The sequence below is a fragment of the Kolteria novifilia genome (assembly GCA_007748055.1).
Lineage (GTDB): Bacteria > Planctomycetota > Planctomycetia > Kolteriales > Kolteriaceae > Kolteria > Kolteria novifilia.
In genome coordinates, this window is sequence record CP036279.1 from 1123416 (window position 1) to 1147967 (window position 24552).

The window sequence follows — 24552 nt, forward strand, 5'->3', positions numbered from 1 at the left end:
CGATGATGACGCCGCTACTGTTGTTGGTCGTGCTGCAGATGGGTGCCGACGCGAAGAGCGAGGTCAAGGAGAAGACACCTCCCGCGAAGGTCGCGGCCGAAGGGTCCAAGGAGACTTCCTTCAAGGAGACGAAGCCTAAGGAAGAGTCTTCCAAGAGAGCGTCCTCCAAGGAGGAGAAGGCATCCGCGGCAAAGGACCGCGAGAAGGCTTCCGAGGAGAAGTCGAAGAAGAAACCGACCCTCTTCAAGCGTCGCAAGAGTACCAAGGATGATGCTAAGAAGATGACACTCGACGAGGAAGCGCCCGTCGTTCCCGATCGGCTCATCCCCGGACCGGACGCCAAGCCGCGCGGCAAGACCGACCTAGATCGAGAGCTGATGCGTGACCTGGTGCCGGATCTCGAAGGAGCGGAGGAAGAGGCCGATCCGCTGATGCGGGCCGGCGGTCGGATGCGGGATGTCGAGGAACGCTTGGCGCGGCTCGACGCCTCGGGGGATACGGTCGAACTTCAGAAGAAGATTCTCGAGGACTTGGAAGTCTTGCTCCAGCAACAGAACAACCAGAATCAGAACCAGAACAAGAAGCAACAACAGCAGCAGAAGAAGCGACGTCAACAACAGCAACAGCAGCAACAACAACAGCGTGGCCAGCGGCAACAGCGTTCGCAGGGCAAACAGGTCGGCAAGGAGCCGGCCAAACGCGCGACGCGAGGCGCCGTCGGTCGCGAGGAGTTGGGGAAGGACAAAGACGAGCGCGACATCTGGGGACATCTCGGGGCGTTGATGCGCGACGAGATGAGCCAGTACGCGAAAGAGGACTTCTTGCCGCGCTACCGCGAGTTGCTCGAGAAGTACTACACGCGCATCGCCACCGAGTCGAGCCGGGGATCGGAGTAGCCGTGAAAGTTGCCAACATGGTCGTCCTAGCGGCACTTCTGTTTCTCACGACGGCGTCGGTCGCCCAAGACGCGGACCCTCCGGAAGCCAAGGAAGAGCTGGTCGCGGCCGGCGACGACTTGATCCTCGTCACGCCGAACACGCAGCGGTCGATCAACGCGGGCCTGGAGTACCTGGTTCGCCGCCAGAATCCGCAAGGGTCGATCGGCAGTGGTCAGTACGCGGACAACATCGCGGTTTCCGCCCTGTCGGGGCTCGCGCTGCTCAGTAGTGGGAGCACTCCCGGCGAGGGGCCCTACGGCAAACCGCTCGATCGACTCGTTGATTTCATCCTCGATAACACCTCGCCCTCGGGGTTCATCTGTGTGCCACGCTCGACCTCGCACGGGCCAATGTACGATCATGGCTTCGGGACGCTCTTTCTCGCCGAGGTCTACGGGATGACGCGGCGGGCGGACATCCGGGAGAAACTCAAGAAGGCGATCCAACTGATCATCTTCTCCCAGAACAATCAAGGGGGCTGGCGCTACCAACCCCAGCGCACGCCCGACGCGGACATCTCCGTTTCGGTGTGTCAGATCATGGCGCTGCGGGCCGCGCGCAACGCCGGCATCCACGTCCCGCGCAGCACGATCGACAAGTGCGTCGAGTACGTTCGTCGTAGCCAAAACGGCGATGGCGGGTTTCGCTACATGATCAACGCCGGCCCCAGCGCCTTTCCCCGCTCGGCCGCGGGAATCGTCGCGCTCTACAGCACCGGAATCTACGAAGGCAACGAGATCGAGCACGGGCTCGAGTACCTGATGCAATATATTCCGGGACGGCAGAACCGCCGCGAGAGCCACTACTTCTACGGCCACTACTACGCGGTTCAGGCGATGTATCAGTCGGGCGATGATCATTGGCTCGTCTGGTATCCCGCTATCCGCGATGAGCTCAATCGTCGCAGTCGCCCCGACGGCAGTTGGGCCGACACCATCTGTCCCGAGTACGGTACCGCGATGGCTTGCATCATCCTGCAGATGCCCAACGGCTACCTTCCCATCTTCCAACGCTAGGACCTACCGACTTGTTTCGACTGACCGCGATCTTGTTGTTCACGCTGGCGGGCGTCGCGTCGGCCGACGGGCTCACCGTCGAGGTGAAGGGAGCCGACGGCAAGCTCACCAAGCTCGAGGAGGCATCCTTCGGCAAGCGGTGGACCCTTCGCGGGAAGAAGGACGCCAGCGAGGTCACCTTCGATCTGGCCGACGTCATCTCGCTGCAAGTCGTCGGCAACAGCGCCTTGGCCCGTCCCGAGGGCTCGCAGGTTCTCTTCCCCACCGGCGAGGTGATTGCCGGGGACATCATGACCAGCGAGGAGGAAACGGTCGTCCTCCAAGGCAAGTTCAACGGTCGGCTCGAGATTCCTCTCACGGTGGTTCAGGGGGTGATCCTGCTTGAGAGCGTCGACGCGACCAAGGAGAAGATCGAGGATCTCACGCGGGCGATTCGCCAGGGGAAGCGCACGGGCGACCAAGTCCTTCTGAAGAACGGCGACGCGTTGACCGGTCTGTTTTTGAAGCTCTCCTCCGCCAACGTCGAGATCATGAAGGATGACGCGGAAGCGCAAGTCGATCGCGAGGTCGTCGCGGCGCTGGCGATCGATCCGACCCTCCTCGACTATCGGGCTCCGGAGGGCTTGCACGCGCTCTTGCGATTCAAGGATGGCAGTTCGATTCGTGTCAGCGAGATGACGACCGACGGGTGGGAATTGAAGGCGATGACGGCGATCGGTCTGCCGGTCGAGATCGATTCCCGCTTGTTGGTCGATGTTACGATGTACAACGGACGCGCGGTATACCTGTCGGACCTCGAACCGGTCGAAGAGGTCGCGGAAGCCTACTGGGACGATCGGCGCGAGCGGCGGCAGGATCTCAATGTGCTCGGTCAGCCGATCCGCATCGGGGAAACCGTCTACACGAAGGGAATCGGCGTCAAGAGCCACAGCTCACTTTCGTATGATGTCGGCAGCTACGAACGTTTCGAGGCGATCGCGGGGCTGGACCGGGCCGCCGGCTATCTCGCGAGCGTTCGCTTTCTCGTGCTTGTCGACGGAGAGACTCGTTTCGACAGCGGGGAGATGACGGTTCGTAGCGAGCCGGCGGCCATCAACGTGGATATCGCCGGAGGAAAACGGCTGACGCTCGTGGTCGACTACGCGAGTCGTGGAGACGTCCAGGACTACGCGGATTGGGCCGACGCTCGCATGGTCCGTTAGCCCCTTCACGCCCTCGACTCAAGGAAGGTTTGTCGTGTCAGTAGTTCGTGTTGGAGTTCATGGTGCCTGTGGACGGATGGGGCGTCGCGTCGTCGCGGCGGTTCATGCTCATCCCGACGTCGCTTTGGCGGCGGCTCTCGAATCGTCCCACTCCAAGGAGTTGGGCAACGATATCGGGGAGGTCTGTGGCTTGGGGGACGTGGGCGTCCAGGTCAGCGCCGAGATGCCCAAGGATCTCGACGCGGTGATCGACTTCTCGGTTCCGGAAGCGTCGCTGGCGCTTGCGGAACGCTGTGCCGAGCAGGGAACCGCCCTGCTGGTGGCGACAACGGGATTCAGCGCCGAGGATCGCGAACGTCTGATGACGTATGCCGAGCGGATTCCGCTGATGGTTGCGGCCAATTGCAGCCTGGTGGTCAACGTCCTGATGAAGCTCGCGGCCGACACCGCGAAGATCTTTCGGGGACGCGATTTCGACGCGGAGATCATCGAACGTCACCACCGTTACAAGGTCGATGCCCCCAGCGGAACGGCCCTCAAACTCGCCGAGATCGTCGAGGAGGGGATGGGTCTAACCGAACGGGTTTATGGCCGCGAGGGAATCACGGGCGAACGTCCGCGAAATCAACTCGGTGTCCATGCGCTTCGTACCGGCGACAATGTTGGCGAACATACCGTCGTCTTCAGCACGCTTGGCGAAACGCTGGAGCTGGTGCACAAGGGAAGCAGTCGGGACTCGTACGTCTCCGGAGCGGTCGCGGCGGCGGCGTATCTCGCGGGGAAGGCGCCGGGCGAGTACGGCATGGCGGACGTGCTCGGGTTCTAGCAAACATTTTGGCGTTGTGAGTCGACGGGGCCTATTGGTGACCACCCCCGGACAAGGAGTGATCGTGGGCGAGGACGAGAAGAAACAGATCGCCGAGATGGTGCGCGAGGCGTTCGAGCACAATCCTCGGCAAATGACGCCGCACGTCGCCGATTCGTTGGGCATCACCGAATGCGAGGTCGTTCGCTACTTGCCCGATGGGCGGTCGGTCGAACTCGATCTCGGTTCGTGGGAGGAGGTGTTTCGCTCCTTCGAGCCGTTGGGCGATGTCTTCGTTATCGTCAACACGGGGACGGTCGCGATCGAGGCGGAAGGGACGTTTGGAGGCTTCAGCAAGTCGGGCCCCTACTTCAATGTCCAGAGTGGGTCGCTGGACATGCACATTCGCTACGATCGACTCGGTGCGATCTTCGCGGTCGAGAAACCGAGTCACATGGACGGGGTCTCGACGCTCAGTTTCCAGTTCTTCGAAAAGACAGGCCGATCGGCCTTCAAGGTCTTCCTCTCGTTTGGCGGCAGCGCTCCCGCTCCCGAGCGGCGTCAGCTCTTTGACGACTTGCGGGAACGCTTTGGGCTGAAGGGCTTGGTCTAGGTCCGTATGAGTTTGGATGGCGGGTCGCCCAACATGAAACCGATGGTCACTGACGGGCAACCAGCCGGTGGCCCACACAGCTACTTGTGGACAACAGTCGGTGGGACCGACATCCTTCTCGGTCGGACGTTCTGGTTCGACCGACCTCATCTTTCAACACTCAAGTCGAGCCTGAGCGACTCGGTCGCTTCTCCGCACTAGGGAGCGGTGTCGTTGCTAGGCGGCACGAACGTCGGCGTCGGCGGACAGGGCACCGGCGGATGGTACATCGGGACGCAACCCGCTTGGCCGGGAACCTCCGGGCAGCGACACTGCGGGCCGCAGCAGAACCGTTCGCAGAGCTTCTTCTTGTTCTTCTTGAACGCATCCTTCCAGACGTTGCGGTCGGTGACGTAGATGCGATCACCCGGCATCAGTTGGTAGTTCGTCGTGGTGTCACCGAGCTGGACGATGTTGGTGTAGCAGACGGGCAGGACGACGCGACAATCCGGCGGAGCAGTCGGACGGCTGACGATGATGTCATCTCGCGATGCCCGGTCGGTCAAGCCGCCGGCCGTCAGGATGCCGTCAAGGACCGTTTCGCGGCCGATGAACGTGTAGGCCCCGGGGGCGTTGACCTCGCCGAGGACATAGAAGACCTTGCTCTGGCGTTCGATGATCCGCACGGTGATCGCCCCGGCATCCTTCGTCTTCTTGTTGACGATGTGGGTGACGGTCTCCTCGATCTCCTCGGCGGTCTGGCCGGCGACCATCAGTCGTCCGTAGCGACCCAGGTCGATAGTGCCGTCGGCGAGGACCGGCTGATCGGTGGGGAGCCGGGCAGGGGAGTCGAAGTCGGCGGCCTGGACCAGAAGGACGTCACCCGGCTCGACGATGTAGGCGGGGATCACGGTCTTCTCGAGTTCGCGCGGCACCGCCAGTTCGTGGGGGTTCTGTTGACGCACGAATTCGGCGCACTCGGAGAGCTTTTCCCGATGGGGGAAAGCGACGAGGCCTCCGCCCGGGGTCAACGAGCATCCCAGCCCGGAGCCGACCATCAGTCCAATCGAAAGCAACAAACAGAGTTGCTGAACGAACGAGCTCGGGAGAGCGCGCATCGTGATTCCCCACTTCCTTGTGCGGTTTGTCGTGACGAGCCCGGCACCTTCTCGCACCGGTTGCGGCCTGTGCCGTCATAGTCCGAGCAATCCTTGCTCATTGCCTAGATCGGTCAATCGCGAAGAATGACTTGACAGCGCAGGACAGCGAATGTGGCGAAAGTGCGTCACACTGCGTAAGATTTTCCGCGTTTCGTTCGGTTTCGACTGGGGTTTCGTCGCTCGACGGGAGGGGAATCGTCCGCGTGACCCACTCTTAGGACCCAACGGAACCGGTCAGGTCGCCTCCGACGTGGCATGTTTCGTCGATTCGCTGGTGGAGATGAGAGGAACTGGTCCTCGCGGCAATCGACATTCCTGCTCGTTCGTTCAAGGCGCGGTTGACACAGGATCGCGTCTGCCGTATCCGTTCGCGCCATTATCCAAAAAACTCGAACGAGAGAGGAGCCGGTGCCCATGGGTCATCGGTACGATCTTGCGGCGCTTCTGGTGATCGTGGCGTGCGCAGCTCCCGGTTTGGCCGACCAGGCCGCGACGGGAGACGAATCGTTGAAACGCAACCGACCCGTCGAAGAGGCGAAGGTCGTGGCGGTCGAACCTATCGATCTGCCGAGCGAGTTGACTCCCCCGCCCCCCGTGGCAATCGAGGCTTCCGCCTCCGAGAGTGATGAGGAGACCATCGCCGCCAAGTCGGAGATGTCCAACATCGGTGACGAGGTCATCGAAGAGGGAGGCGAGGCGGTCGACATCATCGACTCGGCGCCCAAGCGCTTTCTCCGGGGGATCGGACCGCGCGTCGGTATCGCTCACGATACCGGACCAGGCATCGGCTATCGGGAGAGCTTCACATCGTTCGAGGGATTCATCCCGCTGCTAGAGGCGCCGGGACGCAACATTACCTTCTTCGATGGGAACCTGCTCCTTTCGAACTCAGCCGCCCTCGGCACCAATCTCGGACTCGGCCACCGGTTCTACAGCAAGCGATTCAACCGGATTTTTGGAGCATACTCCTACTACGACAACCGCGACACGGGACAGCGCACCTTCAGCCAGATCGGCGTCGGCGTGGAGACCCTCGGCGAGGTCTGGGACTTTCGGACGAACGTTTACGCGCCGGTCGGTAGCACTCGCAAGACCGTCGGTGGCGTCCACGATCCCTACTTCAGTGGTAACAACGTCTACTTCCTGCAGGACTACCAGACGGCCCTGACCGGCCTGGACATGGAGGCGGGAGCTCTCCTCTGGGCCTACCGAGCGTTCGAGCTTCGTGGGTTCGGCGGTTGGTACCACTACAAGGGGGAGGACACGCCTCAGGCCTATGGCGCCCGTGGGCGGATCGCCGCTCGCGTGACCAAGAACCTCTTCCTGCAACTCGCGGTGGAGAACGACACGCTCTTCGACACGACCGTGGTCTTTCAGGGAGCCTACCGACTCTACAGACGCAATTCCGCTCGGAACAAGCGCTCGCTCGAATTCATCGATCGACTCGGCGATCCGGTACAGCGACAGCGGGCGATCGCTGTCCTTCGTGACTCGCAGCCGGAACTCGCCGTCAGCACCACCGGCTCGGCGCTTCAGTTCTACCACGTCGACAATACGGTCAGTGGTGGATCGGGGACGTTCGAGGATCCCTACGGCACGCTCGGCCAAGCCGAGGCGGCGTCGGATGTCGGCGAGTACATCTACGTTCGTCGTGGGGATGGCACCGCGCGGGGCATGGACCAAGGAATCGTGCTCAAGGACTACCAGCATCTCCTGGGTGAGGGCACGAGCCATCTGATCAACAGCAGCAAGGGGCTCTTCGTCCTTCCCGGAGAGACGAGTGGCGGTGCCCCGGTGATCACCTCTCCCGATGTCGCGATTCGGCTCGCCAACGGCAACGAGGTCGCTGGCTTCACGATCGACGGCGCCGGTGGGACCGCCATCGTGGGAGATGGCATCACCAACGCCGCGGTTCGCGATACGACCATTCTCAACGCGGGCGGTGATGGGATTCGTCTCACCGGGTTCCTCGGAGGAGGGCTCGTTCAGAACACGTCGATTGTCAATCCGGGACGAGCCGGATTCGGCGGACGCGGCATCGCGATCGAACAGGGAGCGGGTGATCTAGGATTCAGTATCCAGGGCAACACGATCGAGGGAACGACCGACTCGGCGATCGTCGTGACCGCCCAAGGGGGAGTGCTCGACGCGTCGCTCACCGGAAACGCGATCGACGCTTCCGGCATCACCACCAACGCGCCCGCGGTGATCGTGACCGCTCAAGGCGAGAGCGACGCCGAAGTGACCTTTTCCAGCAACGTTCTTGTCGACAGTCCCGGCACCGGCGTGTCGATGGTGGCGCGGGACTCGGCCGATCTGGAAGCCAACATTGAGAACAACGCGATCACCGATGCGGGCGGGATCGGACTCTCTTTTGATGGATCTGGCAATAGCTACACGAAGATCCGAGCGATCAACAACACGATCCTACGTCCCCAAGGCACGGGAGTGCTCCTAACGATGCGCGATACCTCGCTGGTCACGGGAACGCTGGCGTCGACAATCGTCGATGGTGGGCTTGATGACGCGGTGCGAATCGAAGGAGCCGACCAGACGGAGTTGCTCGTCTCGGTCTACGGCAACGTCTTTCAGAACAACGCCGGCGCCGGGACGCGGCTTCTCACCACCGGCTCGAGCATCGCCGGGATCGAGTGGGGAAGCACCATCGTTGACAACAGCGCTCATGGATTTGTCGCCGACGCCAGCGATGACAGCAAAGTCTCGCTGCGCATCTCGCAGTCCAACATCGCCAACAGCGCCGGGGAAGGGGTACTGCTGACGTCGCACGGGAATGCCAACCTGAAGGCGATTGTCGACGATATCCTCTTCCAGGCTAACAACCAGAGCACGGGAACGATGGCATTCTCCGCGCGGAACGAGGAGGCGTCGACGATGTCGATCTACATGCTCGGCAACTCGAGCGACAGCGGTTTCCGGCTCGAGTCGACGGGTGCGTCCTTCTCGATCGTCGAGGAGGCTCTCGGCGGCAACGAGGGAGCCATCGAGCAGATTGGCATCTTCGAGTCGATCACCGACGAGGACTACCTCGAAATCGATGAGGAGTAGGTCCGACGAGGACTCTTCGTGGGGCATCGCGCCCGACGAGTCAGATGGACCAGGGCTGTTAGGTGGACGACGATGGGGACTCGATCGGGTCGGCGCCAGGCAACTCGCCTGCCTCGAGCAGGGACTTGCGGTGCAGGCGATAAAACATCACGCCGAAGAAAGTGATGATCGAGAAGGGCAGACTCAACATGAAGAGGATGCTGTAGTAGAAACCGCCCGCGAGGCTGCCGCCGGCCTGGCCCGTCGTGTTGTCCAGAGCTTCCGCGCACATCGGACAAGCGTGAGCGACCGCCGTCAGTGCCAGCGTGGCGACGATGGCGATCGACCACACGCTGACCGTGAGTTGGGACTTCAAGACATTTCCCCCGCGACCTGATTCCCGCCAATGTTGGGGGCGCGAGACGCGACCCTCTCCTGCAACCAATTTTATTCGCCCACCCCGACCGCTCCAACCACCTCTCGGCGCAAAAAGACCTCTCCAAGTCTCCACGACACCGAACGACGTGACGATGAATCGAATGGGGGACTCCGCGCGATCGCGTTCCAACCAACACGATTGGAATAACCGGACCGCGGCGTGGTTGGTCACTTGGTCTCATCTTGGAGCGAGCACCGGTCCGATGGTTCGTGTCTATGTTCCTCTGCTACTAACCCTGATGCTGCTGTCGACGTCGCTACTAGGCGACGAGCCGCGCCGCCCGCGCGTGCGGGTGCAAGCCTCGGTGATACCACGTTCGGCCTTGCCTGGTGGCGAGGTCTTTCTCTCGCTCGAGATTCGGATCCCGTCGGGGTATGTCGCCTACGACACCGAACAGGTCGCGGGGTCGGTGATGCCGACACGCATTCGGTTCAATCCGTCGCGCTATTACGTTCCTCTCGAGGCTTTTGAGTCGCCCGAAGCCCTCGAAAAGCGGGAGCCCCGATTCCATCTGCGCGTCGTTCGCTACTACCGAGAGAGTCCGGTCTTTCGCCGTCGACTCCTGATTCGGAAGGTCGTCAACGTCAACGCCATCCCGATCGAGGGGACGGTCGACTGTCTGATCACCCACGAAGAATCGGGGCGTTCCTACCTGATGAGTGGCCTGCCGTTCTCGACATCCCTTGGCGTCCTCGCGGAGTCGAGGACGCTCAAAGTGGGCGAGCGGCCAACGCTGCGCGCGGTGCTCCGTCGGGAGAGCGAAGCGGACAGCGTCGCGCTGCATCTCGATGTTTCGGTCTTCGACGGGATGCGTCTGGTGCCGATCGGGCGGAGCAAGGGCGCGGCGTATGCCCCCTCGCGGCTCTTCATCGACGAGATGACCGGAGTCGAGCCGAAGGGGCCTCTCGAGTTGCCGCACGATACCGGCGACACGGGAGATGGGTTGATCCAGGGGCCGACGAAACGACGATGGACGCAGCCTCTGCGGTTGCTCGATGAGAGTCCGTTGGTTGGGGTGAAAGGGCGAATCGTCTTCTCCTTGGTCGAGGGTGATCGTCGCACGTCAATCGAGCAGCCCTTCGAGGCTCGGCTCGAGGACGAATCGCCACCGGCGACACAAGCGGTGTCCGCCGTCGCGGTGCTGGGAGGGGTACTGAAGGTCCAAACGCCGCGAGAGAAAGCTGTAGTCGCCTCGCCGATGGTCACCGAGACGGCCACCTTGGCGCCGCCGAGTGACGCCAGGTCGACGGTGTCCCAACCGGCGATCGCCGAACCAGTGGTCCTCGAGCCGATCGTCTCGGGCTCCGATGACTTGGCGCACCCTGTCGCCGAGGCCGACCTGTCGGAGCCTGTTGGAACGATCGAGATCTCGACGGTCGACTTCGGTCCCTCCTTCCGAGCGGAGACGAAGCGTTCCGATGCGATGCTCGACCTAAAGAACCCCTGGGTGTGGGTCGGCGGCGCGCTGGTGGTCGTCGTGCTCATCCTGCTGCTTTCGAGTGACGTGGCGCAGCGCTTCCTCGATCGAGTGGTCTCCTGAGGTCATCGTCGCCAGGGCCGGACTCGCTCGACGTCGCCGGCTTCGTACGTCCCTCTCTCGCGGGGATCAGTAAGATAAGAGGAGTCACCACAGGCATCGTGTCCGAAGCAAGAAAGGCTGGTCCTTGGCAAGTCGACGCTCCATTCGCACCTTTGGGATTGTGATCGCGGTCTGGATGATCGGCTTGATGGTCGCGGCCATGCTCTTTCGCATCTTCGGCGAGTTTCCCGATCCGCCCGCCGAACCATCGCCGACGGCTCGCCCTCAAGCGACGGCCGAGCCCTGATGCCAACCCGATGGCTCGCGAGTTCTCTCGAGAGCCTCTCGCCTCATCGGCTCTGATCGGTATCCTACCCCCCTAGCAGCCCGTTGATCGAAGCTTAGTCTCGCTCCGTAGGGAGTCCTGTCCGTAGCTTCTCGAGAGAGAAACGACGGCGACACGCCGTGACTGGCGAAACGAGCGCTTCCGCGCGGTCGTGGTTCGCGACGAATCTTTCTCGAGATGGAGTAACCTCATGTCGACCTCAGCCAATCGTGCGAAATCCCGTCGTGTGCCGCCCCGATCCAAGGTCAAGGAAGCCGATACCTGGGATCTGTCGCGTCTCTTCACCGACGACAAGGCCTGGGAGCGGGCCTTCATTCGCTGGAGCAAGTCGTTCGCCCGCTACGAACAGTATCGAGGCAAGCTTGGCAAGAGCGCCCAGACGATCGCGGACTGCATTAAGCTCGATCTGCAAGTCTCTCGCCAGGGGGAGAGGCTCGGCGTCTACGCGAGCCTACGTTCTTCCGAGGATAAGGGGAACGACACCTACCAAGCAATGCTCGCCAAGCTCGCTTCGACGGGGAGTCTCGCCGCCCAAGCGTCGAGCTTCATCCAACCGGAACTGCTCGCGATTCCCGTCACCAAGATGAGGAAGTTCCTCAAGGAGAAGGTGCTTGAGGAGTATCGGCGATTGCTCGACCAGATGCTTCGGCATCGGCCTCACACCCTGGGCCCGGACGAGGAACGTCTGCTGGCGATGCAATCGGAGATGGCGGGGACGGCCAGTCACACGTTCACCCAGCTCAACAATGCCGATCTTCGCTTCGGGACCATTGAGGATGCGCACGGGCAGACCATCGAGCTGAGCCACGCCTCCTTCGCGTCGCTCATGCAGTCGCGCAAACGATCGGTTCGCAAGGCGGCATTCAAGCAGTACTACCAGGAGTACGAGCATCACGCGCAAACGATCGCCGCGACGCTGCGTGGTTCGATCCTGACGGATGTCTACTACGCGAAGGCTCGCAACCATCCCTCGGCGCTTCATGCGGCTCTCTTTCCCGACAACGTCCCGGTCGACGTGTATGAGAATCTGGTCTGGACGACGCGCAAGTGTCTGCCCACGCTGCACCGCTATTACGAAGTCCGGCGGCGCGCGATGAAGCTCAAGGCGATTCACCACTACGACACCTATGTGCCGATCGTCGGCAAGATCCACAAGCACCATACCTGGGACCAAGCCGTCTCGGTGATCATGGAGGCGATCACGCCGCTAGGCGACAAGTACGCGTCGGTGCTCGAGAACGGATTGCGCGGGCGGTGGTGCGATCGCTACGAGAACAAGGGCAAGCAGAGCGGGGCCTTCAGTTCCGGCAGCTTCGATAGCGATCCCTACATCCTGATGAACTACCAAGAGGACGTGCTCGACCACGTCTTCACGCTCGCCCATGAAGCGGGCCATTCGATGCACTCCTACTACTCGGTGAAGAAGCAAGCGTACCAGGACTACCACTACCGAATCTTTGTGGCGGAGGTGGCCAGCACCTTCAACGAGCAGCTCTTGAGCCACTACTTGCTCGAGAACGCCGAGACCGATCAGGAACGGGCCTACTACATCAACCGCGAGATCGACGCGATTCGCGCGACGATGTTTCGCCAGACCATGTTCGCGGAGTTCGAGAGAAAGACACACACGTTCGCCGAGTCCCTCAAACCCCTGACGCTCGATGTCTTTCGGAACCTCTACCACAGCTTGCTCGAGACCTACTTCGGCAAGGAGTTCCGCATCGACGAATGCCTGTCGCTGGAGTGCTTGCGGATTCCCCACTTCTACCACGCGTTCTACGTCTACAAGTACGCGACCGGGATGGCGGCCGCGATCGCGCTCTCCGAGGGTGTGCTCCAAGGTGGAGCCAAGGAGCGCGACGCCTACCTTGGCTTCCTGAGCTCGGGTTGCTCGAAGGACCCGCTCGATCTCCTCCGCGATGCCGGTGTCGACATGAGCTCGCCGCAACCGATCGAGGCGGCGCTGCGTCGCTTCGAACAACTGGTGGATCAGTTGGACGAGCTGCTCTAGCCCATTCTTCGAGCGGCACCGATCTTGCAACCAGGATTGAATAGGCCAACGGTCTGTTGAGACGGTCTCGGAATGCTCCACAGGGAGATGCTGCCGTGCGTCGTGTGAAGATTGTCTGCACTATCGGTCCGGCTTCGTCGAGTCCCGATGCCATCGAGCAACTGATTGATGCGGGAATGAACGTCGCTCGGCTGAATTTCTCGCATGGTGACTACGATCACCATCGCGAAGCATTCGAGACGATCCGGGCCACCGCCGCCCGCATGGGCCAGCCTGTCGCGATTCTCGCCGATCTGTGCGGCCCGAAGATCCGGCTCGGCGAGATCGAGGAGGGTGGTGTCGAGATCCAGAGCGGTGACTCGATTGTCCTCACGACCGACGAGATCGTAGGCACGCCCCAGCGTGTCGGCACCAACTACGAACCTCTTCCCCGCGATGTCAAACCGGGCGACGCCATCTTCGTCGACGATGGACTGCTGGAACTCGAGGTCCTCGAGTCGGAAGGCAGGGATGTCCATTGCAAGATCCGCGCGGGCGGGAAGCTTCGCAGTCGCAAGGGACTGAACATCCCGCGGGCGGGGCTCTCGACACCCGCGCTGACCGAGAAGGACAAAGCGGACATCACCTTTTGTCGGGGCATCGGCGTCGACTTTTTCGCGCTCAGCTTTGTCCGCCGGCCGGAGGATGTGACAGCGGCGAAGGAGCGCGCCGGTGACATTCCCGTCATCGCGAAGATTGAGAAACCCGACGCGATCGACCATCTCGAGGCGATCGCGGAGATTGCCGATGGGCTGATGGTCGCGCGCGGCGATCTCGGCGTCGAGGTCGGCTTCGAGAAGGTTCCGATGCTCCAAAAGCGGATGATTCGCGTGATGAACCGACGGGCCAAACCGGTGATCACCGCGACGCAGATGCTCGAGTCGATGATCAATAACCCGCAGCCGACGCGGGCGGAAGTCTCCGATGTCGCCAACGCGGTCCTCGATGGGACCGACGCGGTCATGCTCTCGGCCGAGTCGGCGGTGGGACGCTATCCCCGGCGTACGGTCGAGATGATGAGCCGGATCGTTCGCGAGGTCGAGGGAAGCGCCACCTCCGACGAGACCATCCTTCCGGCCACTCACCAGACCGATCCCGACTTTCGCAACGCCGTGGCCCACGCGGCCGCGCGGGCGGCGATCGACTTGGATCTTGCGACCGTCGCGGTCTTCACTCGGACCGGACGGACGGCACGCTATCTCTCCGCCTATCGCCCTCACTCACTAGTGATCGCGTTCTGTTATGACGACCAGACTCGTCGCCGGCTCGCGCTGCAATGGGGCATCCGCTCGGTGCTATGCGAGAAGGTCAACGATGGTCAGACCGCGGCGCGGCTCGCCGAACGGCGGCTCAAGGACGCGGGAATCGTCGAGCCGGGCGACAAGATCGCCGTGGTCATTGGACCCTCGGGCCAGCCCTTCACCACCTCGACATTGCGTCTCTGGCGCGTCGGCGCCGATCCCGATCCGGAGACCGGCGCGTCGTCGGGCGAGTGAACTTGATTCGCCTATTCCGTCTCAAGAGCTGATCGTCGGCACGTAGCCGGAGCCGGCTTCAAAAACGGATCCCGAGCGCGCTAGTAGCTGAAGTGCCCCATCTGGACCTTCCCGCGAAAGACCCAGTAGATGCACGCCGTGTACGTGATCACGAAGGGCATGCCAATGATCGCGATGATCAGGCAGACTCGCAGCGTCTTCACCGCCGAGGAGGCGTTATGGATAGTCAGGCTGTACTCGGGGCTGATCGACGAGGTGACCAGGTTCGGAAACAGCGCGATGCCGAAGAGGGCGACCAAGCCGCAGATCGTCGCGCACGACGACAAGAAGGCTTGGAAGGGGCGATGGTGGAAGATCGAGCGCGGGATGTTGGCGATCGCGAAGATTGTCCCGATTACGATGATCCATGCCCACGGGAAATGAACGAAGTTGCGTGTCGAGGACGGGATGAAGTAGAGCGTGAAGACGGTCGCCATGTAGAAGAAGATCAGGAAGAACCCGATGCACGACCAGATATGGCCGTAGGTGCGTTCGCGCTGACTGGCATCGGTTCGCATGTAAAGAAAGATCGAGCCGTGCATCGCGAAGGTGGCGACGGCGAGTCCGCCGACGACGAGACAGTAGGGGTGCAGCAGGTTCCACAGACGGTCGGTGATATGCCCTTCCGCGTCGAGCCGGAGTCCGTGGACCATGTTGCCGACCGCGACGCCGTAGAGGAAGGTCGCGCCGAGGCTCGAGAGAAAGAAGATCATGTCCCAGGTGTAGCGCCAGACGAGTGAGGGACGCTTGCTGCGAAACTCGAGCGAGACGCTACGAAAGATTAGGCACGTCAGCAGAATCAGAAACGGGATGTAGAAGCCCTGGAACGCGGTCGAGTAGGCGATCGGGAAGGTGGCGAAGAGGGCTCCGCCGAAGGTGACCAGCCAGACTTCGTTGCCGTCCCACAACGGGCCGATGGCGTTCATCGCCGTGCGCCGCTCGTCGTCCCCGCGTTGGAAGGGATGAATGATGCCGACGCCGAGGTCGAACCCGTCCAGACAGGCGTAGCCCGCGAGGAGAAAACCCAAAAGGATGTACCAGACGTACTGCAGCACTTCGAGTTCGGTCATGAGGGCGACTCCTTTGACTCATCCTCTTGGTCCGCCATCTCGCTCAACTCCGGACGCATACGTTCGGCCGCGGCGCCGAGAAGACCCTTGACGGTGGTCGTCTCCGGAGGTGTTTCGGGCAGTTCGGGACCGTGTAGGATCTTGCTCGAAAGGACATAGATCCAGACGAAGAAGAGGAGCCCGTAAATCACCGCGAACATGATGATTCCCGCGAGCACCTCGCCACCGCTGACCGCGGCGGAGACGCCGTGGGAGGTCTTCATTTGGTGATAGACGACCCAAGGTTGTCGTCCGACCTCGGCGCATATCCACCCACTATGGTTGGCCATGTACGGGAAGATGATCGCGAAGACGAAGATCCACATCAGCCACTTCTTCTCGAAGAGCGTTCCGCGCCAAAGGAAGATCGCTCCCAGTAACGTCAGTCCCGCGAAGAGCCCCGCGGAGTAGATCATGATGTGGTAGCAGAGAAACGGGATCCAAAGTGGTGGTCGATCGGCCGGATCCTTGACGTAGTCGCGACCCTTCACCGGGGTGGTGAAGTTGCGATAGACGAGAAACGTCAGCAGTTTGGGAACGTAGAGGGCGTACTTGACCGTCTGTTCCTTCTCGTCGGGGACGCCGAAAAGCAGAAACGGCGTCGGTCCCTCGCCGGTCTTGAAGTGACCTTCGAAGGTCGCCAGCTTCTCGGGTTGGTAAAAGGCGACGGTCCGGGCCATCAAGTCGCCCGAGGACATCATGACGAAACTATAGACTAGCGCCGCCAGCAGCGCGATCGTGAAGCTGCGTTTGGCGAAGTCGACGAAGCGATTGCGGACGATGTAGTACGCCGAGATGCTCATGACGAAGAACGCGCCGACGATGAAGCAACCGATCAGGGTGTGGATCAGACGCGGCACGGTCGACGGGTTGAAGATCATGTCCCAGAAAAAGGTCAGCTCCGCGCGGGGGACACCTTGGAATTCCACGACTTGGTAGCCGGCGGGGGTTTGCATCCAGGAGTTGGCGATGATGATCCAAACGGCGGAGAAGATCGCGCCGCAGGTCGTCATGATCGTTGCGAAGAAGTGGACCGGCGGTGAGACGCGATCCCATCCGAACAGAAGGACCGCGAGAAAACCCGACTCGAGGAAGAAGGCGAAGATGCCCTCGGCGGCCAGTGCCGCTCCGAAGATGTTGCCGACGTAGTTGGAGAAGGCCCCCCAGTTCATGCCGAACTGGAACGTCATCACGATCCCGGTCGAGACTCCCATCGCGAAGTTGACGGCGAAGACCTTGGTCCAGAACTTCGCCATCGCCTCATAGATGGGATTGCGGGTCCGCATGTAGGTCCCTTCCATGATGACCATCAAGAGCCCGACGCCGATGGTCAGCGGTGGAAAGATGTAATGGAACATCACGGCAAGGGCGAATTGCACCCGTGCAAGCCATACCACGTCCATTGCCTACCTCCGCGTTGCGATGTCATGCCGAGGAGTGACGTCGCGGGCCGATGGGCCGGGGCGGGACGAGCGCCCGAGCTTGGACCGCCAAGGTGACGTTCTCCTGACGTTTAGGAGTAGCATCTGATTTTCGCCTCATGCTACGGATTTCCGCTTCCTTGCCCACCTTGGCGAATGGAACCCGCCAGAAAGGCTCCGAGAGGCTCCAGTTGACCTTCCCCTGTTGTCCAAACGACGCTATCTCCGCCAAGTGACCATGGGTTGGCCAACTGGACCACGCCGGTCGGTGGCATGCAACGAGGGAGCCTGAGCGATGCGAAACGGCAAGCGTCTCGAAGTCGTCGTCTGCGGCATCGCCTTGGTGGCTCTCGCGATCCTTTTCGTCATGGTGGGGGATACGCACGAGGTCGTGTTGGCCGATGCCCAGCGGGCCGGAGCCGCGCGGAGTGACTTCGTGATGCGGTTTCTTGAACGGACGGTGACTCCTCATCGCGTCGAGGAGGGATTTGTCGTCCTCCCCTCCAGTTCCCTCACCGAACAGCGTCTGCTTCAACTCCTTGGCGCCTTGCGCGAATGTCAGTACGTCGTCGTCCGGCAGCAGCGAATGCTCGGGAATGGAGAGTCCGTTCGGCCGATGACGTGGGAACCGACCGAGGAGGGGGGCGTCGGCTTTCACGTGACGAATGAGGAAGTCCCCAACACGAGGATCGCCGACGAGCTGGCCGCCGTGAAGGTTGAGTTGGAGCGCCAGATCGTGACGGTCGCCAAGGCCCTTCGGACGCTGCGTCCGGGCGTTGTCATTCCCGAAGAAGTACTCCGGGAGCAAACGCTCCAGGCCGTTGAACGGACCACGTCCGTCGGAGAGCTGCGTCCCGTCTCCTTCGAGCCTGTCGACATCGTCGAACCCTTCGAGGCCGCCCGTTGGTCGACCTTGTCACCATCCGCGAGCCAATAGGGCGCGATCACCGGTTGAATGGCTTTACTGGCCGATCATGAACTGGCCCTGATTCTGTTCTTCCTTGGAGACGCTCGCGCCCTGAACCGTCTTGATCTGGCTCGTGAGGGCCAAGATCTTGGGTAAGCGGTCGGCCGGGATCGGGATGTAGCCGGCGCTCTCGGAGACCTGTTGCCCCTCGGTGAGCACGTGGTCGAGGAATTTCTTCAGGCCGGTCGAGATCGCCGCATTGTTGGTGTTCTTGTAGCTGAGCACCCAGGCGCACGCGATGATCGGGTAGGCGTCGACGCCGGTGGGATCGAAGACCTGCATGTGGAAGTTGTCGTCGAACGGGGTGTCGTTGAGAGCGGCGATTCCGGAATTGACCGAGGGGGCGACGAACTCCCCCGCGCGGTTCTGGAGCGAGGCCATCGGCAACTTGGTGATCGACGCGAACGAGTATCCCAGGTAACCGATGGACCCGTCGTTGTCCTGCACGAGTTGGGCGATCGAGGAGTTGCCTTCTCCCGAGATGCCGATCACCGGCCAATTGACCGAGAGCCCCGTTCCCGGCCCTTCCTTCCACGAGGTGGAGATAGTGCTGAGGTATCGCGTGAGCGCGTAGGTCGTTCCATCCTGTCGACCTTCGTAGACGAGCACGATTTCCTTTTCGGGCAGTTTCAGTTCGGGATTCGCCTTGGCAATGATCGGATCGTTCCACTTCTTCACTTCACCGAGGTAGATGCTCGCGAGCGCCTCGTGGGTGAGCTTGAACGCGTTGGTCTCCAGGTCTCCAGGAAGGTTGTACGCGAAGACGATCGGAGCCGCGGCGACCGGGATATTGAGGGCCCCGCGGGGAACGGAGGCCATTTGCTTCTCGGTCAGCGGGACGTTGGAGGTGGCGAAGTTGACCTTGCCGTGGAGAAACGCGGCGATCCCCTCGCCGCTACCTCTCGCCTCGAATTCCATCTGGTAGTTCGGATTCTCGCGCTGGAACTCGAAGAACCATGTCTTCAGGAGGGGTTCGATTAGCGTCCCGCCCACTCCCTTGATCGTCACCACCTTCTCGGAGTCGTCCGACGACGAATGCTGGGCGCAGGACGCGCCGAGGGCGACGAGCAGAGTGGCAAGCAGCAGGGTCTTCACTTGCGAACGGAACATGCGTTGATTCTCCAAGGCATCGTTGAGATGTCGACAGCCTAGCCGCCTGGCATCGGGTTGGCGAGCGAGGCCGTGATTTTTTGAAGATTTCTTCATGCCGGCCGATGGAGTCCTACGAGATCGTCCATCCTGCGCCGACAACTTCACGTGATGCCGCGCTTGCGGCAACTCCTGAGACACTACAGTCTCTATAGGAGAGTCCAAACCTTTCGGCGGAACGATACGATGCGAATTCTCGTCACGGGAGCGACAGGCTATATCGGCGGACGACTCGTATCCCGATTACTCGAGCGGGGACACGAACTGGTCGTGCTCGCTCGCGATCCCTCTCGAATCGCCAGACGCGCTTGGCTTGACCGGGTCACCGTCGTGAAAGGGGATCTGCTTGACGCCGACTCGCTGGGTCCCGCCTTCGAGGGCGTCGAGGCGGCTTACTATCTCGTCCATTCGATGTCGACCGCCAGGGACTTCGCGGCTCAGGACCGCCGCGCGGCGGAGAGCTTTGCCGTTGCCGGGAAGGATCTCAAATTGGTCGTCTACCTTGGCGGCCTGCTTCCCGATGCCCCGAATGTCTCCGAGCATCTGAAGAGCCGCGCCGAGGTTGGAGCGATTCTTCGGGATCGTCTCCCGGTCACCGAATTTCGGGCCGGCCCGATCATTGGTTCCGGGTCGGCGTCCTTCGAGATGGTTCGCTACTTGACGGAGCGACTTCCGGTCATGGTCGCGCCGCGCTGGATCGAGAACCGGGTACAGCCCATCGCGGTTCGCGACGTGCTGGCCTACCTCATGGGTGCTCTCGAGAAGGATACACTCGGTGTTGTCGATGTCGGCGCCAATGTCCTGACGTTCAAGGAGATGATGACCGAGTACGCGAAGGTGCGCGGGCTGAGTCGGCTGATTGTTCCCTTGCCGGTCTTGGCCCCTTGGCTCGCGGCCCGCTGGGTGGGACTGGTGACCCCAATTCCGAACTCGCTCGCCATCCCTCTGGTGAAGGGACTGGTCAACCCCGTGGTGACCTCGGACGATCGAGCGAGGGAGATCTTCCCGGAAATCGAGCCGATTGACTACACCGACGCGGTCCGGTTGGCGGTCGAACGCATCGAGCACAACTGCGTCGAGACACGGTGGAGTTCGGCGCTCGGCAGCACGCCGACGTACCGGATGACGCAGTGGGAAGGGTTGATTCGGGCGGAACGAACGCGTCATGTCGAGGCCGAACCGGCGACGGTGTTCAGTGTTTTCAGTAGCCTTGGCGGCGACAAAGGATGGCTGGTTTGGAATTGGGCCTGGTGGCTGCGCGGACTCTTCGATCGAATGATTGGCGGCCCCGGGCTGAGGCGCGGACGGCGGCATGCGCTGGAGTTGCTTCCCGGAGAGGCGGTCGACTTCTGGCGCGTGGAGGAGGTCGATCCGCCGCGACTGCTCCGGCTTCGCGCCGAGATGAAACTCCCAGGACGGGCGTGGTTGCAGTTCGAGGCGATCCCCGAGGATGGCGGAACGCGCCTGGTCCAATCGGCGCTCTTCGAACCGGTCGGCCTGCTGGGTGTGGTCTACTGGAACTCGATGTGGCCCGCGCATCTCTTCATCTTCCCTGGCATGATCAACAGGATCGTGCGCGAAGCGGAAGAGGCTCAGCGGTCGATCCCGACGCAAGAGGAGGAACCTGCGGGTCAGCAATCCCGTTAGTCGTGGAATCGACCAGCCCGGTCCTGGTGCGACGCATTCTCTCCGCGTAGGCTTGAAGGGGTGAGCAATCTTGGCGACGCGACGCCATGGATGACTCAGCTCAGGGTGCCGGGCCGCACGCTCGCGTGGGCATGCGGGGAATGACCGTCATAGACCATCGCCCCGAATTACCAAATGAACGTGCCGAGCTTGTCGGAGAGATCCGGGAATACGGGCGACGCAAGGAGTTTCTCGATGAGCGTGGGCATGTCTTGCACGGGATTTGTGACGCTCGTTCTGGCGTCGATGCCTCCCATGCAGCGAACCGACCAGCAGCCCTGGACCCACCCGCCCCAGGCGGACATTCAATCGCAACTCAAGCGGCTCGACGAGTACGAGTGGGGCGGATTCAGCGACGAGCGCACGAAGGGACTCAAGGCGCAACAGGACGCTACCAACGAGGCCCGTGACGAGCACCTCTATCAGGAAGAGCGAGCGGCGGGCATGGTGCCCCAGAAGACGTTGCCGCAAGCTCAGCAGAACGACCTCAACGAGGATCGGGCGCTGGAGAACCGTCAGCGTTTGGCTGGATACGGCAACGATGGGGTCCTAGGGCCTCGGGCCCAAGACGCGCTGACCAACGAGGTTCTTCCCGAGGACGCGCGGCTTCTCAACCAGGTGCAGCAACCGCTCGTCAACGATTCGCGGATCTCCAGCTTCCTGCAGCGGGAGGGCGTTCGAGCCGACCGAGCCGACTACCACGCCCAAGTCACCACCTCCTCCGAGTCGAACGCGGTCTCCAACCAGATTCGTCTCGAGCAAGAGGCGGACACGCGGGGCCTCGAGGAAGAGGCGGCCGCCGGACGCAATGTCGTCGACTGATCGCGGTGAGTCGATCGGGATGACGTCGTCATGTCATTATCAGGTCGTCGATGGAAACCCGGACGGCTCAACCCTCGTCGTCGCCGGCCAATTCGGCCTTGAGCTTTCGAAGCAGTGCGAGCGCCTCCGCCTCGCTCAGTTCCTCCGAGTCGACGATCCGAAGTTGGTCCAGCACCGGATGCGCCGTGATGGTCGGAAAGAGGCTGAGTTGGTGGTAGCTGCGTCGGTGTTTCGTCGGTTGCCCTTGGGGGGGCGTGTGGAGTTGTTCGCCGAAGGGATCGCGTTCGAGTTGGTCGAGAATCGCTTGCGACCGGCGTAGGACCTCCTCGGGGACGCCGGCGAGTTTCGCCACGTGGATGCCGTAGCTCCGGTCGGCGCCCCCTTCGACGATCTGGTGAAGGAAGATGATCTCGTCCTTCCATTCCCTCACGGCGACGTTGTAGTTCCCGAGCCCCGCCATCGTCTCCTCGAGTTGAATCAACTCGTGGTAGTGTGTCGCGAAGAGGGTTCGGCAACGCGTGCGATCGTGGAGGTACTCGGCGATCGCCCACGCCAGCGAGACACCGTCGTAGGTGCTCGTGCCGCGACCGATCTCGTCGAGGATGACGAGGCTTTTCGCGGTCGCGTTGTTGAGAATATTGGCGGTTTCGATCATCTCGACCATGAACGTGCTTTGTCCCCGTCCCAGTTCGTCGCTGGCGCCGACGCGGGTGAAGATCCGATCGGCCACGCCGATGGTCGCGGAGTCCGCCGGGACGAAACTTCCGACCTGCGCCAACAAGGTGACGAGCGCGACTTGACGAATGTAGGTGCTCTTGCCCGCCATGTTGGGGCCGGTGATCAGCATCAGCCGGGTCTCTCCCTCGGCGTCGAGTCGGGTCTCGTTGGGGATGAAGCGACCCGCTGGCATGGTGACGTCGAGGACCGGATGGCGTCCCCCCTTGATGTCGAGGTCCGAACCCTCGGTGACTTGCGGGCGAACGTACTGACGGCTCGAGGCCAACTCGGCGAGCGAGAGCAAGGTGTCGAGTTCGGCCAAGAGCTGCGCGAGACGCTGGAGTTCGATGGTCTGCGACGAGACCTCGTCGCGCAGCCGCTGGAAGAGTTCGTACTCGAGTGACTTGGCTCGCTCTTCCGCGCCAAGCACCTTCTGTTCGTACTCCTTCAGCTCCGGGGTGATGTAGCGTTCGGCGTTCTTGAGCGTCTGCTTGCGCTGAAAGTCCTCGGGGATCTTGTCTCGATGGGCGTTGGAGATTTCGACGTAGTAGCCGAAGACTTTGTTGAAGCCGACCTTGAGCGTTGGGATGCCGGCGCGTTCGGCCTCGCGGCGTTGGAAGTCGGCGATCCACTGTTTGCCGCCGGCGGCGATCTGCCTGAGCTCGTCGAGTTCGGCATGGTAGCCGTCGCGAATGATGCTGCCGTCGCGAAGTTGGATCGGCGGCTCGTCGACCAGGGTCTCCTCGAGGCGGGCACGCAGTTCGGGAAAGAGGGACAGGTTCTCGTCAAGATCGGCGTTGTAGCGCGATTGGCGTCCGGTCAGCTTCGCCTTGATCTCGGGGAGCCAACGGAGGGTCGAACGCAGACATGCGAGGTCTCGCGGACTCGTGCGACCGGTGCTCACTCGCGCTGCGAGCCGTTCGACGTCATAGGTCTGTCGCAGCAACTCGCGCAAACGGCTTCGCGAGGAGGGATCGTCCTTCCACTCCGCGACGGCGCTTTGGCGATAGCGAATCGCCTCGACGTCCAGGAGCGGATGACTGAGCCAGTCCCCCAAGCAGCGAGCGCCGGCCGCCGTGGTGGTGCGGTCGATCGTCGCCAAGAGCGAGCCCTCTCGTTTGTTCTCACGTAGGGTCCGCGTCAGCTCGAGGCTGCGGCGAGTGGTCGCGTCGAGGATCATCACGCGGCCCCGATCGTAGGGAATCAGCCGAGCGATGTGTTTGAGATCGGCCCGTTGTGTCTCCATGACATACTGCAAGAGGGCCCCCGCCGCGAGCAAGCTCGACGCGTCATCGGCGACGCCGAAGCCGGCGAAGGAGGTGACGCCGAAGTGACGCTGGAGCAGGTCGGTGGCGTTCTGCCGGGCGAAGGTCCAGGGAGGACGCCGGGTAACGACCGCGTTGCTGACGGCGAGGAGGACCTCCGCGGGGAAGGGGTTCTCTTCGGGCACGAGACACTCGCTCGGCTCAATCCGCGAGAGCTCCTCGGCGAGGAAGTCGTTGGCGACATCGGCGACGGTGAGCCGTCCGGTCGAGACGTCGAGCCAGGCCATTCCCGCGGGTTTCCCACGAGGTGCCGCCGCCAGTGTCACGAGGTAATTGGCGGTTCTCGGATCGAGCAGAGCGTCGTCGGTGAGGGTTCCCGGCGTGATGATTTGGGTGACTTCGCGTTTGACGAGTCCCGTGGCCTGTTTGGGATCTTCGACCTGGTCGCAGATCGCGACCCGTCGTCCGGCGGCCAAGAGCTTGCCGAGGTGTTGGTTCAGCGCATGGTAGGGAAACCCCGCCATCGGGGTGGCATTGGTCCCCTTGTCGCGACTGGTGAGCGTGATGCCCAGGATGCGCGCCGCCTCCTCGGCATCGTCCTGAAAGAGCTCGTAGAAGTCCCCCATGCGGAACAGGAGCAGGGCGTCACCGACCTGTTCCTTGGTGTCAAGGTACTGCCGCATCATGGGAGTCAGGGTCATGAGGCACTCTTCGCACGTGGTGAGGATGCCCGATCGAGGGCGCAAGTCGTTCGAGGTGTTTTAGGAAG

At 62.1% G+C, this 24552-nt stretch carries 19 protein-coding genes; 13 read left to right on the plus strand and 6 right to left on the minus strand.

The features are described 5' to 3' along the window. Positions 1-2 precede the first annotated feature (2 nt). The 5 genes from Pan216_RS28045 (at position 3) to Pan216_RS04195 (ending at position 4574) form a co-directional block, all read left to right on the plus strand. Positions 3-896 carry a hypothetical protein gene (locus tag Pan216_RS28045; RefSeq protein ID WP_419193243.1) on the plus strand — a complete coding sequence of 298 codons (894 nt, stop codon included), beginning with the start codon at positions 3-5 and terminating at the stop codon, positions 894-896. Between the two features lie 2 nt (positions 897-898). Then, positions 899-1954 (plus strand): prenyltransferase/squalene oxidase repeat-containing protein, encoded by a 1056-nt coding sequence (locus Pan216_RS04180; RefSeq protein ID WP_419193244.1) that lies wholly within the window; start codon positions 899-901, stop codon positions 1952-1954. An 11-nt stretch (positions 1955-1965) separates the two neighbouring features. After that, positions 1966-3156 (plus strand): NPCBM/NEW2 domain-containing protein, encoded by a 1191-nt coding sequence (locus Pan216_RS04185; RefSeq protein WP_145255236.1) that lies wholly within the window; start codon positions 1966-1968, stop codon positions 3154-3156. A 34-nt stretch (positions 3157-3190) separates the two neighbouring features. Beyond that, complete coding sequence (dapB, locus tag Pan216_RS04190; protein WP_145255241.1) at positions 3191-3982, plus strand: 4-hydroxy-tetrahydrodipicolinate reductase; 792 nt, start codon at positions 3191-3193, stop codon at positions 3980-3982. Between the two features lie 64 nt (positions 3983-4046). After that, on the plus strand, positions 4047-4574 hold the full coding sequence (locus Pan216_RS04195; protein WP_145255244.1) for a ChuX/HutX family heme-like substrate-binding protein: 528 nt from the start codon (positions 4047-4049) through the stop codon (positions 4572-4574). A gap of 197 nt (positions 4575-4771) precedes the next feature. Here the strand turns inward: Pan216_RS04195 and Pan216_RS04200 are convergent, their stop codons facing one another. Further along, positions 4772-5671, minus strand: a complete 900-nt coding sequence (locus tag Pan216_RS04200) for a polysaccharide biosynthesis/export family protein (protein WP_145255247.1) — start codon at positions 5669-5671, stop codon at positions 4772-4774. A 456-nt stretch (positions 5672-6127) separates the two neighbouring features. On the opposite strand from Pan216_RS04200, the gene Pan216_RS04205 reads away from it, so the two are divergent. Further along, positions 6128-8779, plus strand: coding sequence for a right-handed parallel beta-helix repeat-containing protein (locus tag Pan216_RS04205; protein ID WP_145255250.1), 2652 nt, complete (start codon positions 6128-6130; stop codon positions 8777-8779). A 58-nt stretch (positions 8780-8837) separates the two neighbouring features. Here the strand turns inward: Pan216_RS04205 and Pan216_RS04210 are convergent, their stop codons facing one another. Then, positions 8838-9134: a hypothetical protein gene (locus tag Pan216_RS04210; protein ID WP_145255253.1), complete on the minus strand. Its 297-nt coding sequence runs from the start codon at positions 9132-9134 to the stop codon at positions 8838-8840. Positions 9135-9399: 265 nt separating this feature from the next. Here Pan216_RS04210 and Pan216_RS04215 point away from each other — a divergent pair, with 265 nt between their 5' ends. From Pan216_RS04215 to pyk, 4 genes are all read left to right on the plus strand, one after another. Then, positions 9400-10737 carry a hypothetical protein gene (locus Pan216_RS04215; RefSeq protein WP_145255256.1) on the plus strand — a complete coding sequence of 446 codons (1338 nt, stop codon included), beginning with the start codon at positions 9400-9402 and terminating at the stop codon, positions 10735-10737. Between the two features lie 124 nt (positions 10738-10861). Continuing rightward, positions 10862-11023 carry a hypothetical protein gene (locus Pan216_RS28050; protein ID WP_419193245.1) on the plus strand — a complete coding sequence of 54 codons (162 nt, stop codon included), beginning with the start codon at positions 10862-10864 and terminating at the stop codon, positions 11021-11023. 229 nt (positions 11024-11252) lie between these two features. After that, positions 11253-13073 carry an oligoendopeptidase F gene (gene pepF / locus Pan216_RS04220; protein WP_145255259.1) on the plus strand — a complete coding sequence of 607 codons (1821 nt, stop codon included), beginning with the start codon at positions 11253-11255 and terminating at the stop codon, positions 13071-13073. 95 nt (positions 13074-13168) lie between these two features. Further along, positions 13169-14608 (plus strand): pyruvate kinase, encoded by a 1440-nt coding sequence (pyk, locus tag Pan216_RS04225; protein ID WP_145255262.1) that lies wholly within the window; start codon positions 13169-13171, stop codon positions 14606-14608. An 80-nt stretch (positions 14609-14688) separates the two neighbouring features. Here pyk and cydB read toward each other — a convergent pair whose 3' ends face one another. Together cydB and Pan216_RS04235 are read right to left on the minus strand one after the other, a co-directional pair. After that, complete coding sequence (gene cydB / locus Pan216_RS04230) at positions 14689-15717, minus strand: cytochrome d ubiquinol oxidase subunit II (RefSeq protein ID WP_145255265.1); 1029 nt, start codon at positions 15715-15717, stop codon at positions 14689-14691. After that, a complete protein-coding gene (locus Pan216_RS04235; protein ID WP_145255268.1) occupies positions 15714-17159 on the minus strand; it encodes a cytochrome ubiquinol oxidase subunit I in 1446 nt (481 codons plus the stop codon). The genes cydB and Pan216_RS04235 overlap by 4 nt, the downstream gene beginning before the upstream one ends. 313 nt (positions 17160-17472) lie before the next feature. Between Pan216_RS04235 and Pan216_RS04240 the strand changes: the two genes are divergently transcribed. Then, entirely contained in the window at positions 17473-18114 is a 642-nt protein-coding gene (locus Pan216_RS04240; RefSeq protein WP_145255271.1) for a hypothetical protein, read from the plus strand. 24 nt (positions 18115-18138) lie between these two features. On the opposite strand, the gene pstS is transcribed toward Pan216_RS04240, so the two are convergent. Then, positions 18139-19254, minus strand: a complete 1116-nt coding sequence (gene pstS, locus Pan216_RS04245; protein ID WP_419193246.1) for a phosphate ABC transporter substrate-binding protein PstS — start codon at positions 19252-19254, stop codon at positions 18139-18141. Between the two features lie 225 nt (positions 19255-19479). Between pstS and Pan216_RS04250 the strand changes: the two genes are divergently transcribed. Continuing rightward, on the plus strand, positions 19480-20940 hold the full coding sequence (locus Pan216_RS04250; protein ID WP_145255277.1) for an SDR family oxidoreductase: 1461 nt from the start codon (positions 19480-19482) through the stop codon (positions 20938-20940). Positions 20941-21174: 234 nt separating this feature from the next. Further along, entirely contained in the window at positions 21175-21801 is a 627-nt protein-coding gene (locus Pan216_RS04255; RefSeq protein WP_145255280.1) for a hypothetical protein, read from the plus strand. A gap of 67 nt (positions 21802-21868) precedes the next feature. Here the strand turns inward: Pan216_RS04255 and mutS are convergent, their stop codons facing one another. Beyond that, positions 21869-24484: a DNA mismatch repair protein MutS gene (gene mutS, locus Pan216_RS04260; RefSeq protein ID WP_145255281.1), complete on the minus strand. Its 2616-nt coding sequence runs from the start codon at positions 24482-24484 to the stop codon at positions 21869-21871. Positions 24485-24552: the final 68 nt, after the last annotated feature.

Coding starts and splice junctions, on each gene's coding strand:
- Pan216_RS28045 (WP_419193243.1), top strand. CDS start 3: ATGATGACGCCGCTACTGTTGTTGGTCGTGCTGCAGATGGGTGCCGAC.
- Pan216_RS04200 (WP_145255247.1), bottom strand. CDS start 5,671: ATGCGCGCTCTCCCGAGCTCGTTCGTTCAGCAACTCTGTTTGTTGCTT.
- Pan216_RS04205 (WP_145255250.1), top strand. CDS start 6,128: ATGGGTCATCGGTACGATCTTGCGGCGCTTCTGGTGATCGTGGCGTGC.
- Pan216_RS04215 (WP_145255256.1), top strand. CDS start 9,400: ATGGTTCGTGTCTATGTTCCTCTGCTACTAACCCTGATGCTGCTGTCG.
- pepF (WP_145255259.1), top strand. CDS start 11,253: ATGTCGACCTCAGCCAATCGTGCGAAATCCCGTCGTGTGCCGCCCCGA.
- cydB (WP_145255265.1), bottom strand. CDS start 15,717: ATGACCGAACTCGAAGTGCTGCAGTACGTCTGGTACATCCTTTTGGGT.
- Pan216_RS04235 (WP_145255268.1), bottom strand. CDS start 17,159: ATGGACGTGGTATGGCTTGCACGGGTGCAATTCGCCCTTGCCGTGATG.
- Pan216_RS04240 (WP_145255271.1), top strand. CDS start 17,473: ATGCGAAACGGCAAGCGTCTCGAAGTCGTCGTCTGCGGCATCGCCTTG.
- pstS (WP_419193246.1), bottom strand. CDS start 19,254: ATGTTCCGTTCGCAAGTGAAGACCCTGCTGCTTGCCACTCTGCTCGTC.
- Pan216_RS04250 (WP_145255277.1), top strand. CDS start 19,480: ATGCGAATTCTCGTCACGGGAGCGACAGGCTATATCGGCGGACGACTC.
- Pan216_RS04255 (WP_145255280.1), top strand. CDS start 21,175: ATGAGCGTGGGCATGTCTTGCACGGGATTTGTGACGCTCGTTCTGGCG.
- mutS (WP_145255281.1), bottom strand. CDS start 24,484: ATGACCCTGACTCCCATGATGCGGCAGTACCTTGACACCAAGGAACAG.